We start from the raw sequence: 14,673 nt of genomic DNA on the forward strand, positions 1-14,673 counted from the left end.
GAGGTCGGCGGTCGCGCCCGCGGGGGTGACCGACACCGGCGACGCGGCCGGGTCGTAGCCCGCTCCGCGCACCACGAGCTTGCCGTAGTCACCGGCGGGCACCGGACCGATCGAGTAGGAGCCGTCGGACCCGGTCAGGGCCGTCGGGTTGGCGAGGCCCGCACCGCCCTCGAACGCGAGGGTGACCGGCACCCCGGCCACCGGGTCGCCGGTGTCGCGGTCGCGGACCACTCCGGTGATGGTGCCGGTCGCGCCGCCGGAGGGCGGGAGCGCACTGCTTGCCGCGGCGAGGCGTCGTCGCCGCCCAGCGACCCGGCGAAGAAGCCATGCCCCGGACGGCGAAGACCTTCCAGATGGCCGCGTGGTGGTCCCCACCGAAGAGGGCGGTGTCGGCGACCAGGATCGCGTTGCGCATGTCGAGGAACGACGGGTTGGCCGGGGCCAGCTCCATCGCCCGGGTCACGAGCGCCTCGCTCGTCCGCGAGCCGAGCCGGTCGCGCAGCGACCACAGCGTCTGCGACCAGATCTCGCCGTCGGCGTGGACCTCGGGGGCACCGATCACCCGGGCATAGTCGGCGTACGTGTAGCCACCGGTGTGCCCGGTCTCGCCACCGTTGCAGCGTGGGGACGCCGAGCCGACGGTGCAGTCGAGCGGCTCCGTGCGGTCGAGGGCGACGCCCGCGCCGTCGTACTGGAAGAGGGTCACGTCGACCTTGCCGGGCCGGTCCTCCTGGAGGCCGCGGTGGACCAGGTAGTCCATCGCGTACCAGTCGCTCCAGGCCTCGCCCATCGCACCGGCCTGGACGCCGCCGAGCGTGGAGGCGCCGCTGGGGTCGACCACGAGCCGGTTGGAGAGCCCGTGGGTGTACTCGTGGTAGACGGTGTCGGCCTCGTCGCCGACGTTGGTCGGCGCGAACGGGTCGCCGTCGGGGTACGCCGTGTGGGGCTGGTGCTGGAGGTACATCTGCATCGTCGGTGACATGCCGTCTGGCGGGGTGTCCATGTTGGCGTTGTCGATGTGGTTGCCGTCGGGCAGGCCGTGGTCGGTGTCGGCGCCGTCGTCGGTCTGGGTGTCGACGAAGTCCCCGCCCTTGCCCTGCTTGCCGGCGTTGCGCTTCTGGAAGTTGCCCGCGGCCTCGGTGAACCCGATGGGGGCCTGCGCGAGGTGGTCGTGCCAGTTGTTGACGTAGAAGAACACCTGCGCGACGTTCTGCGCACGGTTGACCTGCCAGGACAGGGCCTTGTTCGGGTTCCAGGAGCAGGGGTAGGGGTTGTCGCAGAAGGACACGTTCGCCAGGTGGAAGGACTTGAGCGAGTAGTCCCAGTGGTGCGGGGTCCTGGCCCGGGCCTCCTCGTCCGGCTCGGCGCGGTTGTCGTCGTTGACGTCGGAGTACGCGTGGGAGTTGTTGCCGAAGAGCACCGTGGCGTCGGCGCCCAGCCAGCCCCGCTTGGTGTAGTTGACCGTCGACTCCTGGCCACCCGGCCGGTGCCCGGGGAAGTAGGTCACCGCCGTACCCCGGCTGGCGGGGGTGGCGGACCGCTCGGAGGAGCTCGCGTCGGCCGAGAGGGGCCTGCGGTAGAGCAGCCGCCCGGTGCCGGAGTCGAAGACCGAGAGCGCCGGGTGGTCCGCAGACATGGTGACGGTCTGCCAGCCCAGGTAGCTGGCCGTCCGCGTCACGAAGAGCACCCGGTCGGCGACGTCGCGGGGCCCGGCTGCCGTCGTGCTCTCGCCGAGGTCGCGGCGGGCCGCGGCGATCGCGGCGCTCGGCGACGAGATCCTCGGGGACCCGGACGCGGTCGGCGTGGCCGCCGTGGACACGGGGGAGCCGCCCAGCATCAGCAACCTGCCGGAGCGTGTCACGGCGGCCTGGAGCCCGTTGCCGAAGACGCGGCGGCCGTCGACCCGCTGCGTCCACGAGAGGTGGTGGATGCCTGCGATGTCGCGGTAGTCCCGGCGCAGGCGGAAGGTGTCGAGGTCGTCGGCGGTGAGGCCGAGGGCGGCGTGGTTGGCGCGCACGTAGCCCATGGCCACGCCGGAGGGAGACTTCGTGCTGGGGCCGGTGAGGTAGCCGTCGAGGTTCTCGAGGACGCGCACGGTGCCGGTGCCGCCGTCGTACTCCAGCAGGCCTTGGCGGGCAGCGCACGCCGGAGGGCACGCGCCGCGGGCCGTGACGAGGCCTTGCTGGAGGTGCGCAGCTCGGCGACGCGACCGCGGTCGGTGCCCGCCCGGCGCGCGTCGTAGAAGCCGCGGGCCTCGGCGCAGACGCCCGTGTGGAGGGCTCGGTGGTCCCGGCTGCCGGGACGTGGCGGGACCCGCCGCCACGGAGCTGGTGGCGAGGCCACCGGCGAGGGCGAGTGCCCCCGCCGCGGCGATGGCCACGGTCGTGCGTGCGCGGCGCCTGCCGCCCGAGAACATGCCGGTCACTGCGTCTCCCTCGTCGAGATGAACGCAGTCACTCTTGGTCTCCGGGGACGCCCACGCAAGGGCATCCCGCGGCGAGTCGGGCCCGTCAGCCCCGGGCGGTGAGCACCACGGGGCCGTTCTCGGTGACGGCGACCGTGTGCTCCTGTGCGCCCCGCGGGAACCGTCCGCGCTGCGGAGCGTCCAGCCGTCGTCGTCGGTGTAGATCTCGTCGGTCGTGTGCAGGAACCACGGCTCGATCGCGATCACCAGTCCGGGTCGCAGCGGGAAGCCACGACCGGGGCGGCCGTCGTTCGGGATGTGCGGGTCGCCGTGCATCGTGCGTCCGACGCCGTGACCACCGAACTGGGTGTTGATCCGCAGGCCGGCCTCCCGGGCGACCGTGGCGATCGCGTGGGAGATGTCGCCGACCCGGCTGCCCACCCGGGCCGCCTCGATCCCGGCCGCGAGCGCGCGGTCGGTGATCTCGATCAGCCGCAGGTCCTCCTCGCGCGGGGTGCCGACCACGAGGCTGTAGGCCGAGTCCGACACCCAGCCGTCCACGCTCGCGGCGAAGTCGACGCTGAGCAGGTCGCCGTCGCGGAGCACGTAGTTCCGGGGGAGTCCGTGCAGGACCGCGTCGTTGACGGACGTGCACAGCACCTTGCCGAGGGCGACGCCCCGAACGACGGGTGGTAGTCGAGGTAGCAGGACTCGGCGCCGCGCTCGCGGATCATCTCGTGGGCCAGCGCGTCGAGGTCGAGCAGGTTCACGCCGACGTCGGCGGCCTCGGACAGCCGGGTGATGACGTCGGCGACGAAGCGCCCGGCGGGGCGCATCTCCTCGATCTGGGTGGGGGTCCGGAGCTCGATCACGCTCGGGACCCTACGCTGGCGGCCATGCACGGCATCAGCGACCTCGTCCTCGGCACCATGTACTTCGGCACCCGGTTGGACGAGCGGGCGTCCTTCGCACTGCTGGACCGTTTCGTCGGTGCGGGTGGCACGACCATCGACACCGCCAACTGCTACGCCTTCTGGGAGTCCGAGGACGGGCACGGCGGTCAGAGCGAGGCCGTCATCGGTCGCTGGCTCGCCGCCAACCCGGGCGTGCGGGAGGAGCTGGTGATCGCCACCAAGGTGGGCGTGGAGCCCGCCGACGACGGCGGCCTGGAGGGGTTGTCGGCCGAGGTCATCGAGCGCGAGTGCGGGCGCAGCCTCGACCGGCTCGGGATCGACCGGATCGATGTCTACTGGGCACACGGTGAGGACCGGGCCACCGACCTGGAGGAGACGGTCACGGCGTTCGGCGCCCTGGTCAAGAACGGCCGGGTCACCCGGCTGGGCGTCTCCAACCACGCCACCTGGCGGGTGGAGCGCGGCCGCCGCCTCGCGGCCCGCCTGTCGGTCGAGCCGTGGACGGTGCTGCAGCTGACCACGTCGTACGTCGAGCCGCGGCCGGGCGCGGACGTGCCCGGCAAGGACCACCGGTTCGGGTTCGTCTCCGAGGAGACCCGGGACTACGTCGAGAGCCACCCCGAGCTCGAGCTGTGGGCCTACAGCCCGCTGATCCAGGGCGCCTACGACCGGGCCGATCGGCCGCTGCCGCAGGTCTACGAGCACCCCGGCACGACCGCGCGACTCGAGGCGCTGGCGCAGGTCGCGGAGCGGCACGGTGTCGCGCCCTCCCAGGTGGTGCTCGCCTGGATGATGACGAGCGCGCCGCAGTCGCGGCCGATCGTGGGCGTGAGCAGCCTCGACCAGCTGGACTCCGCGCTCGACGCAGCCCGCCTGGAGCTGTCCCCGGAGGAGCTGTCGGGGCTGGACGCCCCGCGCTGAGCCCCGCTGCTCTGGGCGGAACAGCTCTGGGCAGAACTGCTCTGGGCGGAATCGCTGGGACGCGGCCCCTCGGGCGCACAGGCTGGAGGCATGACCCAGACCGCACCGGAACGACTCACCGGCTCCCTCGACGACCAGCTCACCACCCGGCTGATGCACCAGCGCATCATCGTCCTCGGCCAGGAGGTCGACGACGCCATCGCCAACCGCCTCTGCGCCGAGCTCCTGCTCCTCTCGGCGGAGGACCCGCACCGGGACATCAGCCTCTACATCAACTCACCCGGCGGGTCGGTCTCGGCCGGCCTGGCCATCTACGACACCATGCGGCTGATCCCCAACGACGTGAGCACGCTCGCCCTCGGGCTGGCCGCCAGCATGGGGCAGTTCCTGCTCTCGGCCGGGACGCCGGGCAAGCGCTACGCGCTGCCGCACTCGCGCGTGCTGATGCACCAGGGGTCGGCCGGGATCGGCGGCACCGCGATCGACATCGAGATCCAGGCCGAGAATCTCGAGCACACCAAGAACGTGCTCATGCACCTGATCGCCGAGCACACCGCCCAGCCGGTCGAGAAGGTGGAGGCCGACGCCCTGCGGGACCGGTGGTTCACCGCCGAGCAGGCCCGGGAGTACGGGTTCGTCGACCAGGTCCTCACTGACGTGACCGCGGTGACGCCGGCCCGCCCGACCCCGACCTTCGGGCTGCGGTGAGCTCGCGATGAGCAGCTACACGATCCCCAGCGTGGTCGAGAAGACGTTGCGCGGTGAGCGCGCGGTGGACATCTACAGCCGGCTCCTCACCGACCGGATCGTCTACGTCGGCACCGAGATCGACGACGGCGTGGCCAACGTGGTCATCGCGCAGCTCCTGCACCTGGAGTCGGAGAGCCCCGACACCCCGATCAACCTCTACTTCAACTCGCCCGGCGGATCGGTGACGGCGATGCTCGCGATCTACGACACGATGCAGTTCGTGCGCTCGCCGGTCGCCACGACCTGCATCGGCCAGGCGGCGTCGGCGGCAGCCGTGCTGCTAGCGGCCGGGGCCGAGGGCCGGCGCAGCGTGCTGCCGCACGCGCGGGTGGTGCTCCACCAGCCGTCGGGCGGTGGCCAGGGCACGCTGCCCGACCTGGCCCTGCAGGCGAAGGAGATCGTGCGGCTGCGCGCCGAGATGGAGCAGATCCTGGCGCGGCACACCGGCCAGGCCGCCGAGACGTTGCGCCGCGACACGGACCGGGACCTCGTGCTCTCCGCGACCGAGGCGGTCGCCTACGGGGTCGTCGACGCCGTCCTGGACAGCCGGAAGCTGCCGGCGGTTGCCGGCTGACGTCGTACCCCGCTGGTCAGGCGGCGAGGCAGACGGGACCGTCGACGCTGCCGAGGCTGCGGGAGACCCGGCTGGTGAGGTCGACCAGCCGGAGCCCGAGGGCGCCGGCGACGGCTCCGAGGACCTCGGAGCTGGGCTCCTTGCGTCCGCGCTCGACCTCGGAGAGGTACTGCGTGGACACCCCGGCCTCGCCGGCGACGTCCTGGAGGGTGCGGCCCTGCTGCCGGCGTTCGCCGCGGAGCTCGCGCCCGACCGCATCACGCCACAGTGGCTCAGGTAGGTGGGGCTCAGGTAGGTGGGGCTCCGGCAGGCGGGTCTCCGGGACGCGGTGCTCCGGTGCCCTCGGTGGCGTGGGGAACGCGAGGATGTCGCCCATGCCCCGAGGCTAGGCGCGCAGGCCGCCCGGTGGGTGGCCTGTTCGCCGCGGGCGAACAGGCCCGAGACAAGGGCCGGACGGGCTGACAGTCTGGGGTCATGAAGCTGGGACTGCAGCTGGGGTACTGGGGTGCACAGCCGCCCACCGGGGTGGGCGAGCTGGTGGCCGCCGCCGAGGAGTCGGGCTTCGACGCGGTGTTCACCGCCGAGGCATGGGGGTCGGACGCCTTCACTCCGTTGGCGTGGTGGGGCCGGGACACCTCGCGGCTGCGGTTGGGCACCTCCATCGTGCAGATGTCCGGCCGCACACCGACCTCGATCGCCATGCACGCGCTGACGCTCGACCACCTCAGCGGCGGACGCGTGGTCCTCGGCATGGGCGTGAGCGGACCGCAGGTCGTGGAGGGGTGGTACGGCCAGCCGTTCGCCAAGCCGCTGGCCCGCACCCGCGAGGTGGTCGACATCATCCGGCAGGTGCTTGCCCGCGAGAGGCCGGTCGTCAGCGACGGCCCCCACTACCCGCTGCCCTACCGCGGCGAGGGCTCGGTGGGGCTCGGCAAGCCGCTCAAGCCGATCCTGCACCCGCTGCGTCCCGACATCCCGATCTGGCTGGGGGCGGAGGGGCCGAGGAACGTCGCCCAGACGGCCGAGATCGCGGACGGCTGGCTCCCGATCTTCTACACGCCGCAGTCCGCGGGGATGTACCGGCCCTGGCTCGACGAGGGGTTCGCGCGGCCGGGAGCGCGGCGTACCCGCGCGGACTTCGAGATCGCCGCCACCTGCCACCTCCAGGTGACCGACGACAAGGCGGGCGTGATCGAGGCGATGAAGCCGATGGTGTCCCTCTACATGGGCGGGATGGGCGCGAAGGAGCAGAACTTCCACAAGCGGGTCTTCGAGCGGATGGGGTACGCCGACCTCGCCGACCGGGTGCAGGAGCTCTACCTCGCCGGCCGCAAGGACGAGGCGACGGCCCTGGTGCCCGACGAGCTCGTCGACGACATGCACATCATCGGCAGCGCCGGCGAGGTCCGCGAGAAGGTGGCCCAGTGGGAGGAGACCGGGGTGACCACCCTGCTGCTGAGCTGCCGCACGGCCGCGGAGGTCCACGAGGTCGCGGAGGTGCTGGCCTGATCGACCGGATCGACTACCGCGGCGCCTTCTGGTTCCCGGTCGGGCCCGACACCCTGTGGGAGACCATCGAGCGCTTCGACCAGTTCGAGTCCTGGTGGGACTGGTTGCGGGACTTCGGCGCGGACGCGGACACCCTCGTCGCGGGCAACGTGCTGCACGCGACGGTGGTCCCGCCCGTCCCGTGGCGGCTGCGCATGGACATCGGGGTGGCCCGGGCCCGGCGTCCGGACGTCGTCGAGGCGGCGATCGGCGGCGATGTGAGCGGCACCGCGGTGATCCGGCTGGAGCCCGTCGGTGGAGGGACGCTGGTCACGGCAGTGTGGTCCCTGGACATGAGGAGCAGGTCGTTGCGAGTCGCCGCCCGTCTCGCCTTCCCCCTGATGCGGTGGGGACACGACCGCGTGGTGGAGCAGGCGGTCGCCGGGTTCCGCCGACGAGCACTGGGCGGCACCCCCCGGCCCTGACCGGCCGGGCGAGGGCGACCGCTCACGCGCCGAGGTGCGGCACGATGTCGGTGTCGAGGAGGAGCACCTTCCCGTCCGGCGCCACGGTGAGCTCCTGCAGGTGGCGTTCGACGGGACGGGACCACCGCACGGCGCCGGTGCGCGCCTCGAGCGCGGTGACGCGGTCGGAGACGGCGGTCACCACGACGTCACCCGCGGCGACCACCGTCCACGTCTCCGGCCCGCGCCAGCGCACCCGCCCGGTGCTCCGGTCCAGCCCGAGTGCGGGCGAGCCCGGTTGCGGCAGCACGACCGTGTCTCGGGTCAGCGCGACCACTGGAACGGCCTCCGGGTGGGCGTCGGGCAGGTCGATCCGGGTCGCCGGACGCCGCCAGCGCAGCGCTCCGCTCACCGTGTCGACGCCCTCGACCGCGCCGGCGGTGCGCAGCACGGTCAGGTCCCGGTCCGCGCCCAGCACGATCCACGCCGGGCGGGTCCAGCGCAGGCGGCCGGTGGCCGCCTCCGTCGCGTACACGACCGTCCGGGTCTTCTCGTCAGAGGTGGAGGCCGCCGTCAGCACGGTGCCCGGGACGCTGGTGACCCGCAGGCCGTAGGAGGTCGCCGTCACCGGGGGGATGGTGCGCCAGACCAGGCTGCCGTCGGCCAGGTCGACGGCGAAGATCGAGCCGTCGCCGTTGGTGACCAGGATCAGGTGACCGCTGCGCACGAGGTGGGGGTCACGGTCGGCGGGGACCTGCAGGTCCCAGGAGGGTCCCGTGCCGGTCTGGTCAGAGGCACGGAGCTCGTCGCCGTACAGCGTGACCAGGCTGCCGTCGGCGACGGTGGCGTCCTGGAAGCGGGTGTTGATCGAGTAGCTGCCGGCCGGCTCGGCCGTGTCCAGCCGGAAGCTCGTGATGGGGTGGTTGTCGCCCTCGGGCTCGTCGAGGGTGAAGAGCCGTTGGTCGGTGACGCCGACCAGCTCGCCGGGCGTCGCGTCGTCGTACCGGACGTCGCCGTCCACGAGGTCGACCACCGCGGCGCCGCACGGCGCGGTCACCACGACCGTCCCGTCCTCGACCTGCATCGGGACCTCGCTCGCCTGGCCCAGCGCCGTCTGCCAGGAGGCCACGCCGGAGCGGGGATCGATGCTCGACAGGGACGACCGACCCTGGCACTCGACCCGCGGGCTCGCGGCGGGGGTGCAGGCCGCCGTGGCGGCCACGAGCGACGACACGACGAGCACGGCGGCGACCCTGAGCATGCCCGTTCGACGGCGCGAGTCACCACCCGGTTCCGTCGCCGGGTACTAGCACTCGTCGGGGAACGTCGGCAGCACCTGGGTCTCGGCGTCCGCCTCCGGCTCGGCCACGACGGGCGGCCGGCGGCCGGGCAGCGGGGGAGCGGCGCCGGGGAAGCGCGCCCGGGAGCGCGGGAGCAGGCGGATCTGGCGGCGGATCCGGGCGGCCAGGTCCAGCTCGGTCAGCAGGCGCTTGACCGTGGAGAGCACCGTGACGTGCAGCTCGAGCAGCCCGGCAGGGGCGCCGGCCATCACCACGTCGTCCAGCCGGGCGCGGGCCTCGTGCAGCCCCTCGAGGGCGTCCCGGAGGTCCTGCACGCGCTCGCGGCTGATCAACCGCGCCGGCCCGGCCTCGTCGTGCACCAGCTGGCCGAAGGCATCGACGCCCGCCGCCATCTCGCGGAAGGTCTGGGCGAGGCCGAGCAGCACCGCCTCGGTGGTCTCCTGGTCGTCCCAGGTGGCGTCGAAGGAGGCGTCGTAGGTGGCGTCGGCCAGGGCACGGAACATCCCGCGGATGGTGACCGCGGAGTGCTCCAGCGCCTCGAGCCCCTGACGCAGCCCCGGCCCCACGTCCGGCGTACCGACCGCCCGGACGTTGAGCCGACGGCCCTGCTCGGCGTGCAGGAGGGCGGCGCCGACCCGCGGGATGTCGTGGTGGGTGATGTCCCGGGCCTCGTCGAGCCAGCCGCGGGCGGCCGCCGCCAGGTCGTGGTGGTCCACCGCCAGGTCGTCCAGCTCGTCGGCGGCGCGGTTGAGCAGGGCGCTCACCGCGTCAGCCAGGCCGTCGATGGCCCGGCCGGCGTCCGCGCTCGCGACCTTGGGCGGGAAGAGCAGGTTGGTCGCGATCCCCACGGCCGCCCCGACCAGGGTCACGACGAGGCGCTGCCAGGCGGCCGACTCCGCGCCCACCGACCCGACGCCCAGCACCAGCATGCCGCTGATCGCGACCTCGATGAGGTTCGACCGCAGGCGCAGGGCCTGTCCGATCGTGATGCACGCCAGGATCAGCAGGCCGAGGCTCCACCACTCGAGGGGGACGACGGCCGCGAAGGCCACGGCGAGGGAGACGCCCGACACGACGGCCACCACGCGGTCCAGGCCGCTGGCGAGGAGGGACACCGGCGTGACCTGCACGACGAGCATCGCGGTCAGCGGCGCTGTCAGCGGCTGGGTGCCGGGGAAGAGCAGCGTCGCCACGACGTAGCTGGCCACGGCAGCCACCGTGATCCGCAAGGACCACAGGAATGCGGGACGTCCGCCGCGTCGCAGACGGGTGGTCCCGCGCGTCAGGCTCGTCCGCCACCAGTCGTGCACGGCTCCATCTTGCTCGCACGTGCACGCGGCGAAACAGCTGTACAGGGGGAGGAGCGAAATCGGCCGTAGTCTTCGCCGGTCTCGTTCGTTGTCCCTCCCGTGGTCGTCGACAACAGGATCCGCAGCCGCTCCTCCCGCCGCGCCGCCCTCCGGCGCCTCGCCGTCGTCGTCGCGTCGCTCGCCGTCGGCCTCGGCGGGCTGACACTGTCCGGCGTGATGACGGCGACCGGCTCGCCCTTCCCGGCGGCCACGCCCGAGGCCACGTGCGGACCGGGCGCACGCCCCGAGACCGGCATCCAGGGGCGGGTCCCGCGGCGTGACTACGACTCGGGACGCGCGGCGAAGGGCTACCGGTGCAACACCCGGGCGGTGTCCCACCAGGGCCGGAGCGGCGGCTTCAAGGTCCTCCGCTACACCGACGCACGGGGGCACACCTGCGCGTTCTACGACTCGACGCTGCTCTTCCCCAAGGACGCGCCCTTCCAGTTCACCTCCGGCCGGGGGCTGGGCGTGGTCGTGCTCGACATGGACAACCCGCGGCAGCCCAGGAAGACCGCCAACCTGGTGACGCCCGGCATGGACACCCCGCACGAGTCCGTCCTGCTCAACCAGCGCCGCGGCCTGCTCGGTGCGGTCTCCGGCAACCCCGGCACCGAGCCCGGCGTTCTCGACCTGTACGACGTGAGGTCGAGCTGCCGGCACCCGCGGCTGCTCTCCTCGACGCCCACCGCGATCCTCGGCCACGAGAGCGGCTGGTCGCCCGACGGCCTGACGTTCTACGCCTCCAGCACCGGCGGCCAGACCCTGGTGGCGCTCGACCTCACCGACCCGACCGCGCCGAAGCCGATCTTCGAGCAGGCGGGCGTCAACTACCACGGCATGCGCGTCTCGCCCGACGGTCGGACGCTCTACGTCGCCAACATCGGCAACTCGAGCACGGGCGCCAGGTTCTCCTCCGGTGGGCTGCGGATCCTCGACGTCAGTGAGATCCAGGACCGCAGGCCGAACCCCCAGGTCCACATCATCAAGGACCTGTCCTGGCCCGAGCACTCGATCCCGCAGGTGCCGCAGCCGTTCACCACGCAACGGCCGTGACTACCTGCTCGAGGTCGACGAGTACGCCAACTACTCGCTCACCGCGGGCGCCGACCAGGCCAAGGCACCCGTCGGCGCCGCCCGCATCATCGACGTCACCGACCCGACGCAGCCGCGGATCGTCTCCGACCTGCGGCTCCAGGTGCACCAGCCCTCCGCCCGCGAGGGGGCCGAGCAGAACGACCCGGGAGCGAACATCCCGGTGCAGGGGTACGCCGGGCACTACTGCTCGGTGCCCTACCAGAGGAACCCGAAGGTCGTGGCCTGCTCCATGATCCTGTCGGGCCTGCGGGTCTTCGACATCAGCCACCTCGCCAAGCCGCGGGAGGTGGCGTACTTCAACAGGCCCCTCACCACCACCCGGCCGGACAACCCCAGCGCGACGGGCGCCTTCGCCATGTCCCAGCCCGCATGGGACGTCAAGCGCCACAGCATCTGGTACTCAGACGGCAACACCGGCTTCTACGACGTGCGCCTCACCAACGGCGTCGGCCGGCTGCTCGATCGCTGACGGCCTGTCTAGTCAGCTCGCGCTCCGGGATTGGGCCGCAGCGGGTGTGGGAACGCTTACTGGTCGAGCACCCCCACCCCCTGGAGTCTTCATGTTCGTGTTCGGGCTGATCGCCGTCAACGCGGTGGTCGTCGCCGTTCTCAGCCTCGCCTACTGGAGGATCGAGGCCGTTCCCATGGCCCGCTACAACCAGTCAACGACAGGTCGACCGCCGGCTGGCCCACCTGCACCGGCACCCCGACGAGATCACGCTCGACGACGTCGAGATGCTGCTCGCCGAGACCCTGCCGCCGCGCCGCGCGGCCTCGGTGTGCGCCGCCGCGGGCGCGCGAGGCGTTCCCCCCCTGGTGCTGTGGACGTGGATCGACCTGTACGACGCCGAGCTGCTGGCCCTGGCCGTCGAGTCCTCCATGTCGCGCCACGAGATGGTGCACCGCGTGGCGACGGGGACGGCCCCGGACCGTCGGTCCCTGGAGATCTTCGTGGCGTTCCAGGGCGCCATCGCCTCCTGACCCGGCCCGGATCGCCACAGGCGGTCTAGTCCGGACTCGCGACAGGCGTGTGAGACCTGCGCCGAGTGGGAAGGAGGAGGTGGCACGGGCACCCTTCACCCCCCAGGAGCTGCCATGCTCGCCGCACTCGTCATCGTCAGCGCGGCGGCGATCGCCGCCAGCTGCGTCGTCTGCTGGGCTGCAGCAGCCGTGACCGGGGGGACCCCGGCCCGCCAGCGCGGTCTCGACCGCCGCCGCGAGGAGCTCCGCGCGCACCCGGGCCAGGTCAACTCGCTCGACGTCGAGCTCCGGCTCGCGGAGTCGCTGCCCGGCAGCCGTGCCGCCGACGTCTGTCGCGAAGCCAGGGAGCGCCGGATCCCGGCCCTGGTGCTGTGGACCTGGATCGAGCTGTTCGACGGCGAGCTCCTAGCACTCGCCGTCGAAGCCGGGCTGACGGGGGAGGAGCTCCTCCACCACGTGGCCACCGGCACTGCGCCCGATCGGCGCTCCCTGGAGATCTTCGCGGCATTCCGCTGCGCGGTCGCGTCCTGAAGGCTTCCCCCCCCTCGGCCCCAGACCTAGGGCTGCAGCTTGTACAGATCGATGGTCGTCTCCTCAGGGGGAGAGGCGAAGCCGCCCTCGATGCCCGCCTGCATCCGGGGCATCAGGATCTCGTCGCGGAACCGCTCCCAGCTCTCCTGCGACTCGTGGACGGCCATGATGGTCCAGCCACCGGCCGAGGGTCCGGCCGCGTGGAAGACCTGGCCGTCGGGGAGTCGGTCCGGGCCGGGGTGGACCGCGGCGATCGACGCTTCGTACTGCTCCTTGGTGCCTCCCGGGAAGTGGTGCACGATTCCGTAGGCCATGACTCGTCCTTCTCACATCGGCTGACGTCAACCCGAGCTGGTGTCTTGGCGGGCGACCGGCCGGGCGTCCACCGGCGACGCTAGCCGCCGTCAGCGCTCATCGGTTCACCAACTCTGGCGAAGCCTGCACCCCGTCGCGACCGCTGGCGTCGGCTCGTGCTCACCAGCCCCGAGCGCGCCACTCCGCCAGGTGCGGACGCTCGGCGCCGATGGTGGAGTCGTTGCCGTGGCCCGGGTAGAACCAGGTGGCGTCGGGCAGCCGCTGGAACACCTTGGTCTCGACCTCATCGATGAGCTGGACGAACGCCGCCTCGTCGCCGAAGGTGTTGCCCACCCCACCGGGGAACAGCGAGTCGCCGGTGAAGAGGTGCGGGTGACCGGCCGGGTCGTCGTACAGCAGGGCGACGGAGCCGGGCGTGTGCCCGGCGATCGCGATCACCTCGAGCGTGCAGTCACCGACGGCGACGGTGTCGCCCTGTCGCAGCTCACGCCCCACCGGGACGCCGGTCTGCTCGGTGATCGCCGCCGCGTCGGGGGCGCCTGCGACGACCTCGGCGCCGGTGGCCCCGACCACGTCGGCCAGGGCCCGGTGGTGGTCCCAGTGCTGGTGGGTGGTGATCACCGTCGTCAGCCCGGCATCACCGACCAGGGGCAGCAGTCGCTCCGGCTCGGCGGCGGCGTCGACGAGCACCTGGTCACCGGTGTGCTTGCACCGGAGCAGGTAGCAGTTGTTCGACATCTTCTCGTCGACAGCCAGCTTCGTGATGGTCAGTGCGTCCAGCTCGCGGACGTCGGGGGAGCCGCCCGGCTCCACCTCTCCCGTGTAGGTCACCATGCTCCGATCCGCGGCAGCTCGCCGCCGTCGCTCGTCAGCCCTTCGCCCGCGCCGCGCCCGGTCAGCCACCAGGCGAGCTCCGCGGTCGTCCCCGACACCGTAGGACCTCCCCCCGACTCCGCGCCGAAGGTCCAGGACCGGTCGGCGTCGGTCGCGCGGGCGGTGAACGGGGACTCCGAGGGATCCCGCCTGGCCATGGAGTCGATGACCGCCGCCGCGAACTCCGCGGGCCAGTCGGTGCAGGTGTAGCCGGCGTCGAGGTCGGCGTGGTGGATCTCGACCTCGCGGGTCCGCATTCCGGCCACCGACGAGGCGCGGAAGGTGCGGCCGCCGGGGACTCGCTCGACGGAGGTCGACCAGAGGTCGTCCGGCACCGCGGCGAGGGCGTCGGCCAGGTCGGTGGTCGCTCCCAGCAGCCGGGTGCGCAGCACGCTGGGCTCCTCACGGGCGAGGTCCTCGATGTCGCGGTCCCGGGCCTCCTGCGAGGCGTACATCGGGATCTGTGCGCCCTGGACGATGCCGCTCAGCGCCCCCGACAGTCCCTCGGCGTTCAGGATCAGGTGGGCGACCACGTGGGACCGGGTCCAGCCCGGGAGCCCGCTGGGCTGGGCCCAGGTGGAGTCCTCGAGCTGGTCGACGGTGCGGATCAGGCGTTGGGAGGCCTCGGCCAGGAGGTCGGGCTCGGCGTGCGCAGCGGACATGGGCCCATCCTTGCGTGCGACGTGCGTCACTTCCAACCTCCCCGACCT

At 72.6% G+C, this 14,673-nt stretch carries 15 protein-coding genes and 3 pseudogenes; 9 read left to right on the forward strand and 9 right to left on the reverse strand.

Annotated features, from left to right (window positions below; genetic code table 11):
- Positions 1-60 precede the first annotated feature (60 nt).
- The 3 pseudogenes from H0S67_RS28150 to map all read right to left on the reverse strand — a co-directional run.
- A pseudogene (locus H0S67_RS28150) lies at positions 61-375 on the reverse strand (carboxypeptidase regulatory-like domain-containing protein); the annotation flags it as partial.
- Positions 338-2,416: pseudogene (locus H0S67_RS11075) on the reverse strand (M36 family metallopeptidase); the annotation flags it as partial. The pseudogenes H0S67_RS11075 and H0S67_RS28150, both read right to left, overlap by 38 nt.
- Before the next feature lie 94 nt (positions 2,417-2,510).
- Positions 2,511-3,276, reverse strand: a pseudogene (gene map, locus H0S67_RS11080) (type I methionyl aminopeptidase).
- Between the two features lie 24 nt (positions 3,277-3,300).
- Here map and H0S67_RS11085 point away from each other — a divergent pair.
- The 3 genes from H0S67_RS11085 to H0S67_RS11095 all read left to right on the forward strand — a co-directional run bounded on the left by H0S67_RS11085 (position 3,301) and on the right by H0S67_RS11095 (position 5,563).
- The gene (locus H0S67_RS11085) at positions 3,301-4,239 is read left to right on the forward strand and encodes an aldo/keto reductase (RefSeq protein WP_180936608.1); all 939 of its coding nucleotides are present in this window, start codon (positions 3,301-3,303) and stop codon (positions 4,237-4,239) included.
- A 90-nt stretch (positions 4,240-4,329) separates the two neighbouring features.
- On the forward strand, positions 4,330-4,947 hold the full coding sequence (locus H0S67_RS11090) for a ClpP family protease (protein ID WP_180936609.1): 618 nt from the start codon (positions 4,330-4,332) through the stop codon (positions 4,945-4,947).
- 7 nt (positions 4,948-4,954) lie between these two features.
- Positions 4,955-5,563 (forward strand): ClpP family protease, encoded by a 609-nt coding sequence (locus H0S67_RS11095; RefSeq protein WP_180936610.1) that lies wholly within the window; start codon positions 4,955-4,957, stop codon positions 5,561-5,563.
- A 16-nt stretch (positions 5,564-5,579) separates the two neighbouring features.
- Here the strand turns inward: H0S67_RS11095 and H0S67_RS11100 are convergent, their stop codons facing one another.
- Positions 5,580-5,939: a helix-turn-helix domain-containing protein gene (locus H0S67_RS11100; protein WP_180936611.1), complete on the reverse strand. Its 360-nt coding sequence runs from the start codon at positions 5,937-5,939 to the stop codon at positions 5,580-5,582.
- A 98-nt stretch (positions 5,940-6,037) separates the two neighbouring features.
- On the opposite strand from H0S67_RS11100, the gene H0S67_RS11105 reads away from it, so the two are divergent.
- Together H0S67_RS11105 and H0S67_RS11110 are read left to right on the forward strand one after the other, a co-directional pair.
- On the forward strand, positions 6,038-7,072 hold the full coding sequence (locus H0S67_RS11105; RefSeq protein ID WP_180936612.1) for an LLM class F420-dependent oxidoreductase: 1,035 nt from the start codon (positions 6,038-6,040) through the stop codon (positions 7,070-7,072).
- The gene (locus tag H0S67_RS11110; protein WP_180936613.1) at positions 6,988-7,536 is read left to right on the forward strand and encodes an SRPBCC family protein; all 549 of its coding nucleotides are present in this window, start codon (positions 6,988-6,990) and stop codon (positions 7,534-7,536) included. The genes H0S67_RS11105 and H0S67_RS11110 overlap by 85 nt, the downstream gene beginning before the upstream one ends.
- 22 nt (positions 7,537-7,558) lie before the next feature.
- On the opposite strand, the gene H0S67_RS11115 is transcribed toward H0S67_RS11110, so the two are convergent.
- Positions 7,559-8,776: an outer membrane protein assembly factor BamB family protein gene (locus tag H0S67_RS11115; RefSeq protein WP_180936614.1), complete on the reverse strand. Its 1,218-nt coding sequence runs from the start codon at positions 8,774-8,776 to the stop codon at positions 7,559-7,561.
- Between the two features lie 45 nt (positions 8,777-8,821).
- Positions 8,822-10,126: an FUSC family protein gene (locus H0S67_RS11120; protein ID WP_343050480.1), complete on the reverse strand. Its 1,305-nt coding sequence runs from the start codon at positions 10,124-10,126 to the stop codon at positions 8,822-8,824.
- 99 nt (positions 10,127-10,225) lie between these two features.
- On the opposite strand from H0S67_RS11120, the gene H0S67_RS11125 reads away from it, so the two are divergent.
- The 4 genes from H0S67_RS11125 to H0S67_RS11140 all read left to right on the forward strand — a co-directional run bounded on the left by H0S67_RS11125 (position 10,226) and on the right by H0S67_RS11140 (position 12,775).
- On the forward strand, positions 10,226-11,221 hold the full coding sequence (locus H0S67_RS11125; RefSeq protein WP_180936616.1) for an LVIVD repeat-containing protein: 996 nt from the start codon (positions 10,226-10,228) through the stop codon (positions 11,219-11,221).
- Positions 11,109-11,732, forward strand: coding sequence for an LVIVD repeat-containing protein (locus H0S67_RS11130; RefSeq protein ID WP_180936617.1), 624 nt, complete (start codon positions 11,109-11,111; stop codon positions 11,730-11,732). The genes H0S67_RS11125 and H0S67_RS11130 overlap by 113 nt, the downstream gene beginning before the upstream one ends.
- 266 nt (positions 11,733-11,998) lie before the next feature.
- Complete coding sequence (locus H0S67_RS11135; protein ID WP_180936618.1) at positions 11,999-12,244, forward strand: hypothetical protein; 246 nt, start codon at positions 11,999-12,001, stop codon at positions 12,242-12,244.
- Between the two features lie 114 nt (positions 12,245-12,358).
- Complete coding sequence (locus H0S67_RS11140) at positions 12,359-12,775, forward strand: hypothetical protein (RefSeq protein WP_180936619.1); 417 nt, start codon at positions 12,359-12,361, stop codon at positions 12,773-12,775.
- Positions 12,776-12,801: 26 nt separating this feature from the next.
- Here H0S67_RS11140 and H0S67_RS11145 read toward each other — a convergent pair whose 3' ends face one another.
- The 3 genes from H0S67_RS11145 to H0S67_RS11155 all read right to left on the reverse strand — a co-directional run bounded on the left by H0S67_RS11145 (position 12,802) and on the right by H0S67_RS11155 (position 14,625).
- Positions 12,802-13,089 (reverse strand): hypothetical protein, encoded by a 288-nt coding sequence (locus H0S67_RS11145; RefSeq protein ID WP_180936620.1) that lies wholly within the window; start codon positions 13,087-13,089, stop codon positions 12,802-12,804.
- A gap of 160 nt (positions 13,090-13,249) precedes the next feature.
- The gene (locus H0S67_RS11150) at positions 13,250-13,924 is read right to left on the reverse strand and encodes an MBL fold metallo-hydrolase (protein WP_219635646.1); all 675 of its coding nucleotides are present in this window, start codon (positions 13,922-13,924) and stop codon (positions 13,250-13,252) included.
- The gene (locus tag H0S67_RS11155) at positions 13,918-14,625 is read right to left on the reverse strand and encodes a maleylpyruvate isomerase family mycothiol-dependent enzyme (RefSeq protein ID WP_180936621.1); all 708 of its coding nucleotides are present in this window, start codon (positions 14,623-14,625) and stop codon (positions 13,918-13,920) included. The genes H0S67_RS11150 and H0S67_RS11155 overlap by 7 nt, the downstream gene beginning before the upstream one ends.
- Positions 14,626-14,673 lie beyond the last annotated feature (48 nt).

The sequence above is a fragment of the Nocardioides ungokensis genome (genome assembly GCF_013466985.1).
GTDB classification, from domain to species: Bacteria; Actinomycetota; Actinomycetes; order Propionibacteriales; family Nocardioidaceae; genus Nocardioides; species Nocardioides ungokensis.

What these genes read in the sequence shown, in the direction of transcription:
- H0S67_RS11085 (WP_180936608.1), top strand. Translation starts at nt 3,301, where the DNA reads ATGCACGGCATCAGCGACCTCGTCCTCGGCACCATGTACTTCGGCACC.
- H0S67_RS11090 (WP_180936609.1), top strand. Translation starts at nt 4,330, where the DNA reads ATGACCCAGACCGCACCGGAACGACTCACCGGCTCCCTCGACGACCAG.
- H0S67_RS11095 (WP_180936610.1), top strand. Translation starts at nt 4,955, where the DNA reads ATGAGCAGCTACACGATCCCCAGCGTGGTCGAGAAGACGTTGCGCGGT.
- H0S67_RS11100 (WP_180936611.1), bottom strand. Translation starts at nt 5,939, where the DNA reads ATGGGCGACATCCTCGCGTTCCCCACGCCACCGAGGGCACCGGAGCAC.
- H0S67_RS11105 (WP_180936612.1), top strand. Translation starts at nt 6,038, where the DNA reads ATGAAGCTGGGACTGCAGCTGGGGTACTGGGGTGCACAGCCGCCCACC.
- H0S67_RS11115 (WP_180936614.1), bottom strand. Translation starts at nt 8,776, where the DNA reads ATGCTCAGGGTCGCCGCCGTGCTCGTCGTGTCGTCGCTCGTGGCCGCC.
- H0S67_RS11135 (WP_180936618.1), top strand. Translation starts at nt 11,999, where the DNA reads ATGCTGCTCGCCGAGACCCTGCCGCCGCGCCGCGCGGCCTCGGTGTGC.
- H0S67_RS11140 (WP_180936619.1), top strand. Translation starts at nt 12,359, where the DNA reads ATGCTCGCCGCACTCGTCATCGTCAGCGCGGCGGCGATCGCCGCCAGC.
- H0S67_RS11145 (WP_180936620.1), bottom strand. Translation starts at nt 13,089, where the DNA reads ATGGCCTACGGAATCGTGCACCACTTCCCGGGAGGCACCAAGGAGCAG.
- H0S67_RS11150 (WP_219635646.1), bottom strand. Translation starts at nt 13,924, where the DNA reads ATGGTGACCTACACGGGAGAGGTGGAGCCGGGCGGCTCCCCCGACGTC.
- H0S67_RS11155 (WP_180936621.1), bottom strand. Translation starts at nt 14,625, where the DNA reads ATGTCCGCTGCGCACGCCGAGCCCGACCTCCTGGCCGAGGCCTCCCAA.